At 59.5% G+C, this 15,418-nt stretch carries 11 protein-coding genes; 2 read left to right on the forward strand and 9 right to left on the reverse strand.

Going from position 1 to position 15,418, the window contains the following annotated elements; genetic code table 11:
* Positions 1–95 precede the first annotated feature (95 nt).
* From J7447_RS14985 to J7447_RS15010, 6 genes are all read right to left on the reverse strand, one after another.
* Entirely contained in the window at positions 96–377 is a 282-nt protein-coding gene (locus tag J7447_RS14985; protein ID WP_023003070.1) for a DUF2160 domain-containing protein, read from the reverse strand.
* Positions 374–1,171 carry a carbohydrate ABC transporter permease gene (locus J7447_RS14990; protein ID WP_023003069.1) on the reverse strand — a complete coding sequence of 266 codons (798 nt, stop codon included), beginning with the start codon at positions 1,169–1,171 and terminating at the stop codon, positions 374–376. Before J7447_RS14990 ends, J7447_RS14985 begins: the two co-directional genes overlap by 4 nt.
* Before the next feature lie 11 nt (positions 1,172–1,182).
* A complete protein-coding gene (locus J7447_RS14995; RefSeq protein ID WP_023003068.1) occupies positions 1,183–2,049 on the reverse strand; it encodes a sugar ABC transporter permease in 867 nt (288 codons plus the stop codon).
* Positions 2,046–3,137, reverse strand: coding sequence for an ABC transporter ATP-binding protein (locus tag J7447_RS15000; protein ID WP_062487254.1), 1,092 nt, complete (start codon positions 3,135–3,137; stop codon positions 2,046–2,048). The genes J7447_RS14995 and J7447_RS15000 overlap by 4 nt, the downstream gene beginning before the upstream one ends.
* Before the next feature lie 12 nt (positions 3,138–3,149).
* Positions 3,150–4,214: an ABC transporter ATP-binding protein gene (locus tag J7447_RS15005; protein WP_023003066.1), complete on the reverse strand. Its 1,065-nt coding sequence runs from the start codon at positions 4,212–4,214 to the stop codon at positions 3,150–3,152.
* A 175-nt stretch (positions 4,215–4,389) separates the two neighbouring features.
* Positions 4,390–6,129 (reverse strand): ABC transporter substrate-binding protein, encoded by a 1,740-nt coding sequence (locus J7447_RS15010; RefSeq protein WP_031270305.1) that lies wholly within the window; start codon positions 6,127–6,129, stop codon positions 4,390–4,392.
* A 559-nt stretch (positions 6,130–6,688) separates the two neighbouring features.
* Between J7447_RS15010 and J7447_RS15015 the strand changes: the two genes are divergently transcribed.
* A complete protein-coding gene (locus J7447_RS15015) occupies positions 6,689–7,747 on the forward strand; it encodes an NAD-dependent epimerase/dehydratase family protein (protein ID WP_209170077.1) in 1,059 nt (352 codons plus the stop codon).
* Positions 7,748–8,137: 390 nt separating this feature from the next.
* Here the strand turns inward: J7447_RS15015 and J7447_RS15020 are convergent, their stop codons facing one another.
* From J7447_RS15020 to J7447_RS15030, 3 genes are all read right to left on the reverse strand, one after another.
* The gene (locus J7447_RS15020; protein ID WP_023003062.1) at positions 8,138–9,274 is read right to left on the reverse strand and encodes an ABC transporter substrate-binding protein; all 1,137 of its coding nucleotides are present in this window, start codon (positions 9,272–9,274) and stop codon (positions 8,138–8,140) included.
* A gap of 120 nt (positions 9,275–9,394) precedes the next feature.
* Positions 9,395–10,249, reverse strand: coding sequence for a tryptophan 2,3-dioxygenase (kynA, locus tag J7447_RS15025; RefSeq protein WP_209170078.1), 855 nt, complete (start codon positions 10,247–10,249; stop codon positions 9,395–9,397).
* A 136-nt stretch (positions 10,250–10,385) separates the two neighbouring features.
* Positions 10,386–11,477 carry an ABC transporter substrate-binding protein gene (locus J7447_RS15030; protein WP_081713240.1) on the reverse strand — a complete coding sequence of 364 codons (1,092 nt, stop codon included), beginning with the start codon at positions 11,475–11,477 and terminating at the stop codon, positions 10,386–10,388.
* A gap of 603 nt (positions 11,478–12,080) precedes the next feature.
* Between J7447_RS15030 and J7447_RS15035 the strand changes: the two genes are divergently transcribed.
* Positions 12,081–15,413, forward strand: a complete 3,333-nt coding sequence (locus J7447_RS15035; protein WP_209170079.1) for a transglutaminase family protein — start codon at positions 12,081–12,083, stop codon at positions 15,411–15,413.
* Positions 15,414–15,418: the final 5 nt, after the last annotated feature.

The raw sequence follows: 15,418 nt of genomic DNA on the forward strand, positions 1-15,418 counted from the left end.
TATGTCTTTAGTCGACGAAGGTGTTCGGGTTTCTCCCCTGATCGAGACCACCTGATGGACGAAGCGCGCGGGAAACCCGCGCGCCTTTATTCACGTCAGACTTTCCAGAAGCAGAAGACACCCCAACCGATGCTCAGAGCGAGCGGCCACCAGAGCGGGTTGCCCACCAGGCCAAGCCAGGCCAGGAAGATATAGGCCGTTCCGAGCAAGGTGATGAAGAGGCGGTCGCCCCGGGTCGTTTCCAGTCCCAGGACACCGCGCCGGGCAGCGCCACCGGGAAATTTCACTTCCAGAGCAGTCAGCACCCCGATTGCGGAGAATATACCGACGAACAGCAGAGCCGTCGGCAGGGTCCAGGCCATCCAACCGAGCATCATACCCTCCCCAGGGCAAAGCCCTTGGCAATGTAGTTACGGACAAAATAGATGACGATGGCGCCGGGAATGATGGTCAGGGTCCCGGCGGCCGCCAGCAGACCCAGTTCGTAACCGGCGGAGGAAGCGGTTCGGGTCATCACGGCGGCAATGGGTTTCGCCTCGACGGCGGTAAGTGTCTTGGACAGCAGCATTTCCACCCAGGAGAACATGAAGCAGAAGAAGGCGGCCACTCCAACGCCGGACTTGATGGCCGGCAGGAAGATCGTCATGAAGAAGCGCGGGAAGGAATAGCCGTCCACATAGGCGGTTTCGTCCAGTTCCTTCGGCACCCCGCTCATGAAACCCTCCAGGATCCAGACCGCCAGCGGCACGTTGAACAGGCAGTGTGCCAGTGCAACGGCAAGATGGGTGTCGAACAGGCCGACGGCGGAATAGAGCTGGAAGAAGGGCAGCGCGAAGACGGCGGCCGGAGCCATACGGTTTGTCAGCAGCCAGAAGAACAGGTGCTTGTCGCCCACGAAGGAATAGCGGGAGAAAGCATAGGCTGCCGGCAGCGCGACGGTGATCGAAATGACCGTGTTGATGGTCACGTAGATGATCGAGTTGATGTAGCCCCAGTACCAGGTCGGATCGGTGAAGATCTCGATGTAGTTGGCGAAGGTCCAGGTCTGCGGGAACAGGGTGAACCCTGACAGGATCTCGTTGGTGGTCTTGAAGCTCATCGCGACGAGCCAGTAGATCGGCAACATCAGGAAGAGAATGTACAGGATGGGAACCAGGCTTTTCAGGCGCATGACGGTTCTCCTCAGGACTTGTTATCGTTCATCGTCATCAGCGTGTAGAACAGCCAGGAGGCGAACAACGTGATGGCGAAGTAGATGAGGGACATGGCGGCTGCCGGTCCAAGGTCGAACTGACCCAGCGCGATCTTCACAAGATCAATCGAGAGCAGCGTCGTGGAGTTGCCCGGACCACCGCCCGTCAGCACGAAAGGCTCCGTATAGATGTTGAAGCTGTCCATGAAGCGCAGCAGCACGGCAATGGTCAGCACCGTTTTCATCTTCGGCAACTGGATGAAGCGGAACACCGCCCACCGGGAGGCTCCGTCGATTTCCGCCGCCTGATAGTAGGCGTTCGGGATCGAAACCAGACCGGCATAGGCCAGGAGCACCACCAGCGATGTCCAGTGCCAGACATCCATGACGATGATCGTCACCCAGGCAGCAATCGGGTTCTGGGTCATGTCATAGGAGATGCCCAGGGTGTGGTTCAGGAAGTAACCGAGCAGACCGATGTCCGGCAGGGTGAAGATGTTCCACATCGCGCCGACCACGTTCCACGGGATCAGCATCGGCAAGGCCATGGTGACGAGGCAGAACGGCACCCAGAAGCCCTTCTTGGGCATGGACAGCGCAATGGCGACGCCAAGCGGCACCTCGATAATCAGGATCAGGAAAGTGAACAGGAACTGCCGTCCGAGCGCATTGTGAAAGCGCTCCGAGCGAAGCACCTGCTCGAACCAGTCCAGACCCTGCCAGAAGAACAGGTTGTCGCCGAAGGTTTCCTGAACGGAGTAGTTCACCACGGTCATCATCGGGATGAGCGCGTTGAAGGCGACAAGAATGAGCACCGGGGTTACGAAGAACCAGGCACGTTGATTTTGCGTTTTCATCGGGCCCCTCCCTCAGGCTGGCTCGCCAGCCAGCCGTCCTTGTAGAGACGCGTCTGGGATTGTTTGAAGTCGAGCATCACGTCGTCTCCGGCATTGGGCGCCTCGCCCTCCAGAATGGCGTTGATACGCATGTCATGAGCGATCGCCTCAACCACCTTGTGGCGGCCGATATCGGCAACCTTGCGGACCTTCGCCGCAATGCCTGCACCGTCGGCAGACACCTTGACGAATTCCGGACGGACGCCGATCTCCGCCGTGCCGTCGCCGGCGGCAGTCACCGGGCCTTCCAGCGCGACCTTTTCACCGCGGAAGAACGCGGCGCCGTTCTGGACGTCGCAGGGTAGGACGTTCATTCCCGGAGAGCCGATGAAGTGACCGACGAAAGTGTGGGCCGGACGTTCGAACAACTCCACTGGCGTCCCGATCTGCACGACTTCACCGTCCTGCATCACCACCACCTGGTCGGCAAAGGTCAGCGCTTCGGTCTGGTCGTGCGTCACGTAGATCATGGTCGCCTTGACCCGCTGATGAAGCTCTTTCAGCTTGGATCGCAGCTTCCATTTCAGATGCGGGTCGATCACCGTCAGAGGCTCGTCGAACATGACGACGTTGACGTCCTCGCGGATGAGGCCGCGGCCCATGGAGATCTTCTGCTTGTTGTCCGGCGAAAGATTTGCCGCCCGGACCTTCAGCATGTCGCTGACTTCCAGCATTTCGGCGATCGCGGCGACCCGGCGCTTGACCGTGTCCTCGTCCCGCCCGCGGTTTCTGAGCGGAAAGGCCAGATTGTCGTAGACGGTCATCGTGTCGTAGATGACCGGAAACTGGAACACCTGCGCGATATTGCGCTTTGCCGGCGGCAGCGAGGTAACGTCCTGATCGTTGAACAGGATCTTGCCTTCAGAAGGCACCAGCAGGCCGGAAATGATGTTCAGCAGCGTGGACTTGCCGCAACCCGACGGGCCAAGCAGGGCATAGGCGCCGCCGTCATCCCACGTCAGGTCGATCTTCTTCAGGGCGTAATCCGCATCGCTCGCCGGATTGGGCTGGTAGCTGTGACGCAGATTGGAGAGTTTGATTTGTGCCATGATGTCCTCTCCTCAGGCGACCAGCTGGCCGTCAGGCGCAAAGAAGAAACAATGGCTCGGATCCAGGTAGAAAGTGTGGACCTCGCCGACGGAATAGGGATGAACACCGGGTGACAGAGAGACCCAGGCGTTGCCGTCCATGTCGAAATGGGCACTGCTTTCCGAACCGCTGAGCTCCGTCACCAGTACGTGTCCGTCAAGCTTCACGGTATGATGCGCACTTGCCACCGGCATCACGTGATTGGGCCGGATCGCAAGGGTGTAGGCTCCATCTTGAAGTCCCGACGCAGCACCTGTGGCCTGCCAGCTCGTGACCTCGTTCAGGATCACCAGGTCTCCGCGCTTGGTCACCGAGGCGACATTGATCGGCGGGTTGGAGAACACCTTGGCAGCGTCCAGATCCTTCGGCTTGCGATAGATGTCGGCGGTCGGGCCGAACTGCACCACGTTGCCGTCGGTCATGAGGGCCGTATGCCCTCCCAGAAGAAGGGCCTCTTCAGGCTCGGACGTTGCGTAGACGACGACTGCGCCGCGGCCTGCAAAAAGTTCCGGAAGCTGGTCGCGCAGTTCCTCGCGCAGCTTGTAGTCGAGGTTGGCGAGCGGTTCGTCGAGGAAGACCGCATCGCTTTCCTTGACGATGGCCCGCGCCAGCGCGGTGCGCTGCTGCTGGCCACCCGACAGTTCATGCGGCTTGCGGTTGAGATACGGGTTCAGCTTCATCAGCTTGGCCGCTTCTTCCACCCGGCCTTCGATCTCCGACCTGGCAACACCTGCAACCTTCAGCGGCGAGGCGATGTTGTCGAAGACAGACATATGCGGGTAGTTGACGAAAAACTGGTGCACCAGGCTGATGTTGCGCTTTTGCGCGGACAGGCGGGACACGTCCTTGCCATTGAGCACGATCTGCCCTGTCGCCAGGCTGTCGAGACCAGCCATCAGCTTGATCAGCGAGGTCTTGCCCGAGCCGGTTTCCCCAAGCAGAACGTTGAAGTGACCGGGATGCAGCGTCAGGCTCGTTTCCTTGACATGGGTGATGCCTGCAACGCGCTTGCTGACGTTCTTAAGTTCTAGAGACATTTATTTTTCGCCCGCGTCCGGACAGGTGCAAGTGGCGAAACATCGATTTCGCGCCCTGTCGCTTCGGATCGGTGGTGGACCGGGGAGACGCCCCGGTCCGGTTTGTTGGGTGATGGGTGCCCGGGCACCATGTTCTGCTTGGCAGACACGATGCCCTTGCACGTCGCGCTCAGGTTTACTTTTCAGCCCAGCGTGCAACCAGCTCGTCGTAGTTCACGGTCTGGCCCTGCGGCTTCTCGTTTTCGAGCTTTGCCTTCGGTGCGCCCGGCTTGTTCAGCCATTCTTGCGGATCCGACTCTTCGTTCAGACGCGGACCGCAGCCACCGTAGACGTTGGCGCGCTCGTCAGCCTGCTGCATGCGGGCCATGACGATGTCCATTTCCTGTGCCAGACGATCCATGGCTTCCTGCGGCGTGAACGCACCGGAGTTCACGTCACCGATCTGCTGCCACCAGATCTGGGCCAGCTTCGGATAGTCCGGAACGTTGATGCCGGTCGGGGACCAGGCAACACGGTCCGGCGAGCGATAGAACTCGACCAGGCCGCCGAGCTTCGGAGAACGCTCGGTGAAGGACTCGTGACGCACGGTACTGTCGCGAATGAAGGTGAGACCGACATGGCTCTTCTTCACGTCAACCGTCTTGGAGACCACGAACTGGGCATAGAGCCAGGCTGCTTTCGCACGATCCACCGGAGTGGAGTTCAGGATGGTCCAGGAACCCACGTCCTGGTAGCCGACCTTCTGGCCTTCTTCCCAGTAAGGACCATGGGGGCTCGGAGCCATGCGCCACAGCGGCGTGCCTTCGTCGTCAACCGTGTTGTTGCCTTCGGACTTCGGCTTCACCATGTCCGCGGTGAACGCGGTGTACCAGAAGATCTGCTGGGCAACGTTGCCCTGGCTGAGAGCCGGCAGGGACTGATAGAAGTCGAAGCTGGCAGCACCCGGAGGCGCGTAGTTCCGCAGCCATTCGTCCCACTTGCGGATCGCGTAGACGGCCGCCGGGCCGTTTGCAGCACCACCGCGGGAAACCGAAGCGCCAACCGGGTTACATGTGCCGGCTTCCATGCGGATGCCCCACTCGTCAACCGGTACGCCGTTCGGCTCGCCTTTGTCGCCTGCACCCGCCATGGACAGCCAGGCATCGGTCATGCGCCAGCCGAGATCCGGTGCGCGCTTGCCGTAGTCCATGTGACCATAGATCTGGACGCCGTCGACTTCCTTGACGTCCTTGGTGAAGAATTCGGCGATGTCCTCATATGCGGACCAGTTGACCGGCACGCCGAGTTCATAACCGTATTTTTCCTTGAAGGCTGCCTTCAGGTCTTCACGGTCGAACCAGTCCTTGCGGAACCAGTAGAGGTTTGCGAACTGCTGGTCAGGCAACTGATAGAGGTCGCCGTCCGGGCCGGTCGTGAACTGGGTGCCCATGAAGTCTTCCAGGTCGAGACCCGGGTTGGTGACATCCTTGGCGTCGCCGTTCATCCAGTCGGTCAGGTTGTAGGCGAGCTGCAGACGGGAATGGGTGCCGATCAGGTCGGAGTCGTTGACATAGGCGTCATAGAGGTTCCGGCCGGTCTGCATCTGGGTCTGCACGGCCTGCACCACTTCCCCTTCGCCGAGGATCTGGTGATTGACCTTGATACCGGTGATTTCTTCGAAGGCCTTGGTCAGAACTTCCGACTCATAGGAGTGCGTCGGAATGCCTTCGGACAAGACGTTGATTTCCATGCCCTTGAACGGTTCGGCCGCATTGATGAACCACTGCATTTCTGCAAGCTGCTCATCTTTTGACAGAACGGATGGCTGGAATTCCTGGTCGATCCACTTTTGCGCCGCTGCTTCATCGGCAAAAGCGGACCCTGCCCCCGCAAGCACAGCACCAGCTGCGACTGCGGTGAGTAGATACTTACGCATCTGCATCTCCTCCCGTGAGATATTAAACGCCGTCATTAACCGGCTACGAATAGATGGTCACAGCATCGCCATGTTGTCAAACTAAATTTTTAGTAGATAATCAAGCCTACTCAAAAGAGTGGCAAAATATTGTTTTCAAAGGCTTTTCAAGAACAGGAACGCCCCCTGCACTCGACCCGAAAACCCGGTCACCTGTCGATCAGCACCGTCAGTGTGGCACAATTTTGACATCAGATGTAGCACGAAATCGGGTTTCGAGTCTTTCATATTTTTCTACATCATACTTCTATTGAGGTTCGTTTTGCATCGCAAAACGAAATCCGAATACTGACTTTGCACTGCAGCGTGACCTGCTCGCCCATGTCCTCAGCCTGTCTGCGCCCCGGATACGACGTCCGCCAGGCAGGTCTTCACGATCGCCTGTCGCCCATTGGCTGCTGGTCGGGCATCTATGGCAGAAACAATTCCTGTGTTGACGCACACCATCCAGCGGCTATCTCACTGCTTGGACAAGCTGCCGGCGCAAGAGCGGCCTTCAAAGGAAGGATGACCAGATCCGATGACCTATTTTTCCACCGATGCACCGGTCCTGGTAACGGGTGCCACGGGCTATGTTGCCGGCTGGCTGGTGAAGGAATTGCTCGATGCCGGAATTACGGTGCACGCTGCTGTCCGTGACCCGGACCGCAATGACAAGGTCGCACACCTTCAGGAGATTGCGGCCGGATCTCCGGGCACCTTGCGTTTTTTCAGGGCCGACCTGCTGGAGGAAGGTTCCTACGCCGAGGCGATGGCAGGCTGTGCCATCGTCTTCCACACAGCCTCCCCTTTCACCACATCGGTCAAGGACCCGCAGAGGGAACTGGTCGAGCCCGCAGTGAAAGGCACACGGAGCGTTCTGGAAACCGCCACGCGGACTGCAAGTGTCAAACGCGTGGTCGTCACCAGCTCCTGCGCGGCCATCTACACGGATGCAGTCGACTGCTTAAAAGCCCCGGGTGGCAAACTGACGGAGGAGGTCTGGAACACCACCGCCTCTCTCGAATACCAGCCCTACAGCTATTCCAAGACGCTTGCGGAACAGGAAGCCTGGAAGATCGCCAGGGCTCAGGATCGCTTCGAGCTGGTCACCGTCAATCCGTCGCTGGTGATCGGTCCGGCCCTTAACGCCAGGCCGACATCCGAAAGTTTCAACATCGTCCGCCAGATGGGCGACGGCACCATGAAACGGGGCGCTCCGAAACTTGGCCTTGGCGTCGTGGATGTGCGTGACCTTGCCAGGGCACACATGGAGGCCGGCTTCCGGGAAGAGGCCGAGGGACGGCATATCATCTCCGGCCACGACACCAACATTCTGGAACTCGGCAAGGCCTTGATCGAGAAATACGGCGATCGTTATCCGGTGCCTCGCCAGTCGCTACCCAAATGGATCGTCTGGCTGGTCGGGCCGATCGTCGGCGGTATTTCACGGAAATTCGTCACCAACAACGTCGACGTGAAATGGCGCGCCGACAATTCCAAAAGCAAACGCGCCCTCGGCGTAACCTACAGACCGATGAAAACCTCCATGGAAGAGATGTTCCAGCAGATGATCGATACAGGTGTGTTCGGGAAGTAGCTCGCTTCAGACCACACCCTCTCCGTTCGCTGAGTCACGGCATGGATTGCAGGGTCAAGCCCTGCAATGACGGACGCCGGGCAAAGCATCGCCGTATCCATGCCCTCTATTCTCCCATTCACTCCCCGTCATCCCGTGGCTTGACCATGGGATCCATGCCGTTGCCCTTGAGCCAAACCGCAGCCCCGGCAGGCATGGTCAAGGTGCGGATTACAGGGGCAAGCCCTGGAAAGACCGCAGTCAAGTGAGGTGTAATTTCGCCGGCAAAGGTAATTGAACCCAGCCCCATACTTCCTGCGAGCCGGAACCCGGAAGCCCCACGATTTCAAAAAGAAAAAGGCGCAGCCCTGAGACTGCGCCTTTCGCAAAGCTTGGAGAACCCGCCGAGTCTTACATCTTGCACTCGGCTGAATAGGCATCACCGTGATCGGTCAGGGCCGTTCCGACGATCTTGTTGGTGTAGACATCACCTTCCTTGATCACCTCGCGAACATAGATGTCCTGGATCGGATGATGGTTCGGGCCGAAGCTGAACTTGCCGCGCACGGACGGGAAGTCAGCTGCTTCAAGCGCTGCGCGGAAACCGTCAGCGTCCGTCACATCCGCTTTCGCCATGGCCGACAGCAGCAGATTGGCCGTGTCGAAACCCTGGGCCGCATAAAGCGACGGCAGGCGACCGTATTCGGCCTGGAAGCTTTCAACGAAGGCCTTGTTGGCATCGTTGTCGATATCCTTGCTCCACTGGCTCGTGTTCTTCACGCCCAGTGCAGCATCCCCGACGGCCTGCAGGATACCCTGATCAAAGGAAAAGGCCGGACCAACGACCGGAAGGCCGACGCCGCTGTCGGCATATTGCTTCAGGAAGGAAATACCCATGCCGCCAGGCAGGAAGAAGAACACGCTATCGGCGCCCGATGCGCGGATCTGGGCAATCTCGGCCGCATAGTCGGTCTGGCCCAGCTTGGTGTAGATCTCACCCGCCAGTTCACCATCGTAGTAGCGCTTGTATCCGGTCAGCGAATCCTTGCCGGCCGGATAGTTCGGCGCGAGGATGAAGCTCTTCTTGAAACCGGCTTCCTTGGCGTAGGCACCTGCCGCCTCATGCAGGTTGTCATTCTGATAGGCAACACTGAAATAGTTCGGATGGCAGCCCTTGCCGGCCAGAGCGGACGGACCGGCGTTCGGTGACAGATAGAACTTGCCCTGGGCAGTGACAGACGGCACGACGGCCATGGCCAGGTTCGACCAGATAATGCCGGTCAAGACGTCGACCTTGTCCGACTGGATCATCTTGTCGGCAAGCTGAACCGCGACGTCCGGCTTGCGCTGATCGTCTTCGATGATCACTTCCAGATCCTTGTTGCCGGCCTGTTTGACCGCCAGCATGAAGCCGTCACGTGCATCGATGCCAAGACCTGCACCACCGCCAGACAGGGTCGTGATCATGCCGACCTTGACGGGTTCGGCCTGCGCCGCTCCCGCCAGAAGGGCCACCAGGCTGGCGGCCGCAGCAAATTGTTTCAACATAGGAAATCCCCTCTTCAGTCCCTTGAGCCCGCTTGCGGGGCTCTTGAAACGACACTCTATCGGCACAAACGCCGATGGCAAACATGCAATTCGTCCAAGAATGACGAGACGCAGACTGTTTCAGAGCGCAGTGCGCACATGCCAGAGCTCGGGGAAGAGTTCGACTTCCAGCATGCGCTTCAGGTAACTGACGCCGCCGGTTCCGCCGGTTCCACGTTTGAAGCCGATCACCCGTTCCACGGTGGTGACATGATTGAAGCGCCACCGGCGGAAGTAGTCCTCCAGATCAACCAGTTTCTCACCGACCTCGTAAAGGGCCCAATGGGCGGACGGATCCCGGTAAACCTTCTGCCAGAGCGTCATGATCGCGGGAACTTCGAGATGTGGACCAGAAGCAGGTACCGCAATGGCGTCATCCGGCACATCGAGACCCTGGCGGCGGGCGAAGGCCAGCACGACCTGGTAAAGGCTGGGGCGGGCCAGCTCCGCATTCAGCAAAGCAACGCTTTGCGCATCGTGCTCGTGCGGTCGGATCATTGCCGTGTTCCGGTTGCCCAGCGCATATTCGATCAGCCGGTATTGCAGCGACTGGAAGCCCGAGGACATGCCGAGGGCATCCCGGAACTGGGTGTAGTCGCTCGGCGTCATTGTCCGCAGCACATCCCAGGCAGAATTCAGTTGCTCCATGATCCGGCTGACCCGGGCAAGAAGCTTCATCGCCTGCGGCATGTGATCATCGGCAATCGCATCGCGAGCGGCGTTCAGCTCATGCAGCATGAGCTTCATCCACAACTCCGACGTCTGGTGCTGAATGATGAAAAGCAGTTCGTCGGAAGCGTCCGACAAGGGGGCCTGTGCATTCAGAATCTGCGTCAGCCCCAAATAGTCGCCATAGGACATCTTGTCCGCAAAGCGCATCTCGGCGCCTTCCGCTTCCGGATTATAGGCTTTGCCCGGTTCGGCTTCGTCGCTCATGGCTCTCTCCCGCTGGGCTCTTCAAATGGCCCTTCCAAGGCATCTATACCGTCCGGACAGCAGACTTGGATAGGTGAGAATTCAAAGTGTTACGAGAAAAGAAACAACAGCCGTCCCCTTCCAGCCGGCACGCCGGTCAACTGCCGGCAGCTTCCAGAATGGCGTCAGCTGAAAAATCGTAGTGGCTATGATTGGAAGACGATTTGCAGAAACGGGCAAAGTCGATCTTGTCCCAATTCCCGTCACCAAGCCTGCTGAGATATAGCTCGACGTTCTGGGCGGTGATCGGCGACATCTTGAACACGACATCGACGAAAACTTCCCCCTGAACGCTTCTGAAGAAATGATCCCTCAGCATCACGATCGCCCAGGCACCTGCAAAGAAATGCCCGCCATGTGTCATGGTCAGTTCGTTGGACCGTACCGCGTTCATGCCGCGGTTCGACCAGTTCAACCCGGCGAACAATATATCCTTGCCGATGTTCAGCCCGGCATCGGTTGCTGCACGCTGTGCACCGAAAGCAATGTCATCGTTCGCACCCCAGACGACGTCAATTCGCGTACGGTTCAAAACGCTTTTCGTCCGCGCGAAAGCAAGTTCCTCGCTCCAGTCGACCGGAATGGCATGGACCAGTTTGACGTCGCTGTTGTCTGCGACAGCCCGCAACATGCCGAGTTCCCGCTGCAATCCGGCAGGAGTTGTTGAATCGCCTGTCAGGGACAGCAACCGGATTTCCCCTGCCTCAGGGTTGAGCCGCCGCGCTTCGGCAAACAACGACTGTGCCATCTCGTAACCGGCCGTTTCATTGTCCGGAACGACCGAGGCGATAATACCATGAAGATCTATGTTCCTGCGTTCCAGGTCGACCCGTTGCTTCGGCGTCAGCTTGTTGAGCAGAAACAGAACCTTGCTCTCCCGGCCCTCCATAAGCTGCATCAGACGGGCAGCCGCCTGGTTCTCGTTGACCAGAATGAAATAGTCCGGCAGCTCCCCCTGTTCCAGCCGGAGGCTGAGAAGCTCTTCCATGCCGTAGGGACGCCGATCGGCGTGCAGGATTTCCAGGTCGACGTTCAGATCGGCAGCAGCCGCCATCATGGTTCTGGACACGTCACCCCAGAAACCGGTCTCGCCACCCGGATTGATGAAGGTCACGCGGAAATCCGCCGCCTGGACCACGCCGGCTGCCACCCAGAACCACACCATGCACAGCAGTCTGACGATCATCATTATCCTTCGCTCTTCATCCTTGCCCGTCCCGTCTTGCAGCTCTTCACGCAAGAACGGCCCCGCTTCAGATCACGGACATTCACCGCAGCACCGGTTGAATGTTCGAAAGCCGAACGGAACCTTGACATGGGGCCGGACGATCGCACCGAAACAGTGCCTGGTCATACCCCGGCGTCATATTAGCCACCACAAATATGTTCTGCAGAAGTGGCAACCACTTACGCACATTTTATTGGCGCATATCCAAAGATTGCCAGAAACCGGCTCCTGAGGCATTCCTGCCTGAAACCCGGCCGCAACAGAGCTCATGCCTGCTGGCCGTTCGCTGGCAGCCGGCACCTTGATCCGATTGTGTTAATCAATCCGAAATTAGCACAGGAAAAGCGCTCGTCAGAGCCGGCTTCGCCGGAAGGATTGCATCGTGTTTAACGAACCCTGACCGGCGACACGAGATTTCACCTGGTTTCCGGCCTTCTCCTTTCACAACATGCTTGCAGCCCATTCGTGAGGCGAAACTGCCTACAGAAAGACGTGGTTATGCGTTTGATTTTGTGAAAACCTGACACTCGCGCTTTGAAACGGACAAATACCGGGGCCCTGTAAATGTCAATTCGTGCAAGCATTTATCACCTGACCCATTACCGATACGACCGTCCGGTTACCTTAAGCCCGCAGATTATCCGCTTGCGGCCGGCCCCTCACAGCCGCACCCGGGTCCTGTCTCACTCGTTGAAGGTTTCGCCCGAAGGACACTTCGTCAATCACCAGCAGGACCCCTACGGCAACTGGCTGTCCCGCTTCGTGTTTCCCGAGCCTGTACGCGAATTCAAGATCGAAGTGGATCTGGTCGCCGACATGGCCGTCTACAATCCCTTCGATTTCTTCATCGAGGAGAGCGCGGAGGAATGGCCCTTCGACTATCCGCCGGAACTTCGCGAAGATCTTCAGATTTACCGTCGCCTCGACCCGACCGGCCCGCACATGACCGCGTTCCTGGAAACGGTCCCGAAGGATCGCCAGAGAACCGTCGACTTCATCGTCTGGCTGAACGCCAAAGTCTCCCAGACCGTCAATTATGTCATTCGCATGGAGCCTGGCGTACAGACACCGGAAGAAACCTTCGAGAAAGGAACCGGGTCCTGTCGCGATTCCACCTGGCTGCTGGTGCAGGCCCTGCGCCATCTCGGTTTTGCCGCAAGGTTTGTCTCCGGATATCTCATACAATTGAAGCCGGATCTGGAAGCACTGGACGGCCCCTCCGGCACCGATCACGATTTCACCGATCTGCATGCCTGGGCCGAAGTCTTCCTGCCGGGTGCAGGCTGGATCGGGCTCGATCCGACCTCCGGCCTTCTGGCAGGCGAAAGCCACATTCCGCTGGCCGCGACGCCGCATTACGTCAACGCCGCCCCGATTGTCGGCATGGCAAGCAAGGCGGAGGTCGACTTCGCCTTCGACATGAAGGTGGCCCGCGTCGCCGAACATCCGCGCATCACCAAGCCGTTTTCCGACGATGCCTGGTCGGCACTCAATCAGCTCGGCACCAAGGTCGACCGGATCCTGTCGCAGGAGGACGTCCGCCTGACCATGGGCGGTGAACCCACCTTCGTCTCGATCGATGATTTCGAAGCCGCAGAATGGAACACCGACGCGGTCGGCCCGACCAAACGCCAGAAGGCGGATATTCTGATCCGCCGGCTGCGTGAACGCTTTGCCCCTGGAGGGTTCCTGCATTACGGCCAGGGGAAATGGTACCCGGGTGAAACCCTGCCCCGCTGGACTTTCTCGCTTTACTGGCGCCGCGACGAAAAACCGATCTGGCATGATCCGGATTTGATCGCGGAAGAAGGCGACGATACCAAGGCCAGCGCAGATCAGGCCGCAGCGCTGCTGCAGGAGATCGCAACGAAGCTGGAAATCGACCCGGACCACGTCGTGGCCGCCTATGAAGACCCGGCGGTGTGGCTGGTGAAGGAAGCCAACCTTCCGGAAAATGTCACCCCGAAAAATTCCAAGCTGGAGGACGCCGAGGCCCGGCATCGTATTGCCCGTGTCTTCGACCGGGGGCTGACCGAACCTGCCGGACATGTGCTGCCGATCCAGCGCTGGCAATCGAAGGCCGGCGGACACCGCTGGCGATCCGAACGCTGGAAGCTGCGCCGTGACGCGCTGTTCCTCGTTCCCGGAGACAGCCCTGTCGGCTACCGCCTGCCGCTGGAATCCCTGCCCCATGTCCCGCCGGCCCAATATCCCTACACCAATATCGCCGATCCGACCGTCCCGCGCGACCCGTTACCGGAGTTTCCTGCGGGCCCGCGCGCTGACCGCAGGCAGGATGTTGCCCATTTCACCGCCAGCGAAGGCCAGCAGGACCGGCGGGAACAAACCCTGACGGACGACGAATTTGGCGGAGCATCGGTCAGAACAGCGCTGTCGGTGGAAGCTCGCGACGGACGTCTTTGCGTCTTCATGCCGCCGGTGGAACGGATCGAGGACTATCTGGAACTCATCTCGGTGGCGGAATCTGCCGCGGCTGACTTGAACCTTCCGGTTCATATCGAAGGATATCCACCCCCGCCCGACCCGCGCATGAATGTCATCCGCGTTGCACCGGATCCGGGCGTCATCGAGGTCAACATCCATCCGGCATCCAGCTGGCAGGAATGTGTCGCGATCACCGAAGGCGTCTACGAGGAAGCCCGGCAGTCGCGGCTCGGTGCCGACAAGTTCATGATCGACGGCAAGCACACGGGCACCGGCGGCGGCAACCACGTGGTAGTTGGCGGTGGGACGCCGCTCGACAGTCCGTTCCTGCGCCGGCCTGATCTCCTGCGCAGCCTGATCCTGCACTGGCAGCGCCATCCAAGCCTGTCCTACCTGTTCTCCGGCCTCTTCATCGGCCCGACCTCGCAGGCTCCGCGCGTCGATGAGGCCCGTCATGACGGCCTTTACGAGTTGGAAGTCGCCCTGTCACAGATCCACCGCCCTCATGAAGGGGCAACGCCGTTCCCCTGGCTGGTTGACCGGTTGCTGCGCAACCTTCTGGTGGATGTCACCGGCAACACCCACCGGGCGGAAATCTGCATCGACAAGCTCTATTCCCCCGACGGCCCGACAGGACGGCTGGGCCTTGTCGAGTTTCGCGGCTTCGAAATGCCGCCGGACCCGCGCATGAGCCTTGCCCAGCAGCTGTTGCTCAGGGCGCTCATTGCGCGCCTGTGGCAGCAGCCACTGTCCGGCAATCTGACCCGTTGGGGCACGGCCCTGCACGACCGGTTCATGCTGCCGCATTATGTCTGGACCGATTTTCTCGACGTCCTGGGGGATCTGGAGCATCACGGTTTTCAGATGCGTCCGGACTGGTTCGAAGCCCAGGCCGAATTCCGCTTCCCCTTCTGCGGAGAACTTGAGGTCGATGGTGTTCACCTGGAACTTCGACAGGCGCTGGAACCCTGGCACGTACTGGGCGAAACCGGCGCCATCGGTGGCACCGTGCGCTATACGGACAGTTCCACTGAACGTCTGCAGGTCAAGCTCACCACCAGCGATCCGGACCGCTACGCCGTCACCTGTAACCGGCGGACCTTGCCGCTCAGGAAAACCGAGACCAACGGCGTTTCGGTTGCCGGTGTCCGTTACAAGGCCTGGCAACCGGCCATGGCGCTGCACCCCGTGCATCCGGTCGACGCCCCGCTGACCTTCGATATCTTCGATCGCTGGAGCGGCCGGGCCCTTGGTGGCTGCGTCTATCATGTTGCTCATCCGGGCGGACGGAACTATGACACGTTTCCTGTCAACGGGAACGAGGCAGAAGCCCGCCGCCTTGCAAGGTTCGAGCCGCACGGCCATACGCCGGGGCTCTATCTTCCGGGGCTTGAACGGCCGCATCCGGAGTTTCCGTTGACGTTGGACCTGCGCAGACCGCAGAATGTCTGACGAAC

Source organism: Labrenzia sp. R5_0 (genome assembly GCF_017743835.1).
Lineage (GTDB): Bacteria > Pseudomonadota > Alphaproteobacteria > Rhizobiales > Stappiaceae > Roseibium > Roseibium algicola.

What these genes read in the sequence shown, in the direction of transcription:
- J7447_RS14985 (WP_023003070.1), bottom strand. Translation starts at nt 377, where the DNA reads ATGATGCTCGGTTGGATGGCCTGGACCCTGCCGACGGCTCTGCTGTTC.
- J7447_RS14990 (WP_023003069.1), bottom strand. Translation starts at nt 1,171, where the DNA reads ATGCGCCTGAAAAGCCTGGTTCCCATCCTGTACATTCTCTTCCTGATG.
- J7447_RS14995 (WP_023003068.1), bottom strand. Translation starts at nt 2,049, where the DNA reads ATGAAAACGCAAAATCAACGTGCCTGGTTCTTCGTAACCCCGGTGCTC.
- J7447_RS15000 (WP_062487254.1), bottom strand. Translation starts at nt 3,137, where the DNA reads ATGGCACAAATCAAACTCTCCAATCTGCGTCACAGCTACCAGCCCAAT.
- J7447_RS15005 (WP_023003066.1), bottom strand. Translation starts at nt 4,214, where the DNA reads ATGTCTCTAGAACTTAAGAACGTCAGCAAGCGCGTTGCAGGCATCACC.
- J7447_RS15010 (WP_031270305.1), bottom strand. Translation starts at nt 6,129, where the DNA reads ATGCGTAAGTATCTACTCACCGCAGTCGCAGCTGGTGCTGTGCTTGCG.
- J7447_RS15015 (WP_209170077.1), top strand. Translation starts at nt 6,689, where the DNA reads ATGACCTATTTTTCCACCGATGCACCGGTCCTGGTAACGGGTGCCACG.
- J7447_RS15020 (WP_023003062.1), bottom strand. Translation starts at nt 9,274, where the DNA reads ATGTTGAAACAATTTGCTGCGGCCGCCAGCCTGGTGGCCCTTCTGGCG.
- kynA (WP_209170078.1), bottom strand. Translation starts at nt 10,249, where the DNA reads ATGAGCGACGAAGCCGAACCGGGCAAAGCCTATAATCCGGAAGCGGAA.
- J7447_RS15030 (WP_081713240.1), bottom strand. Translation starts at nt 11,477, where the DNA reads ATGATGATCGTCAGACTGCTGTGCATGGTGTGGTTCTGGGTGGCAGCC.
- J7447_RS15035 (WP_209170079.1), top strand. Translation starts at nt 12,081, where the DNA reads ATGTCAATTCGTGCAAGCATTTATCACCTGACCCATTACCGATACGAC.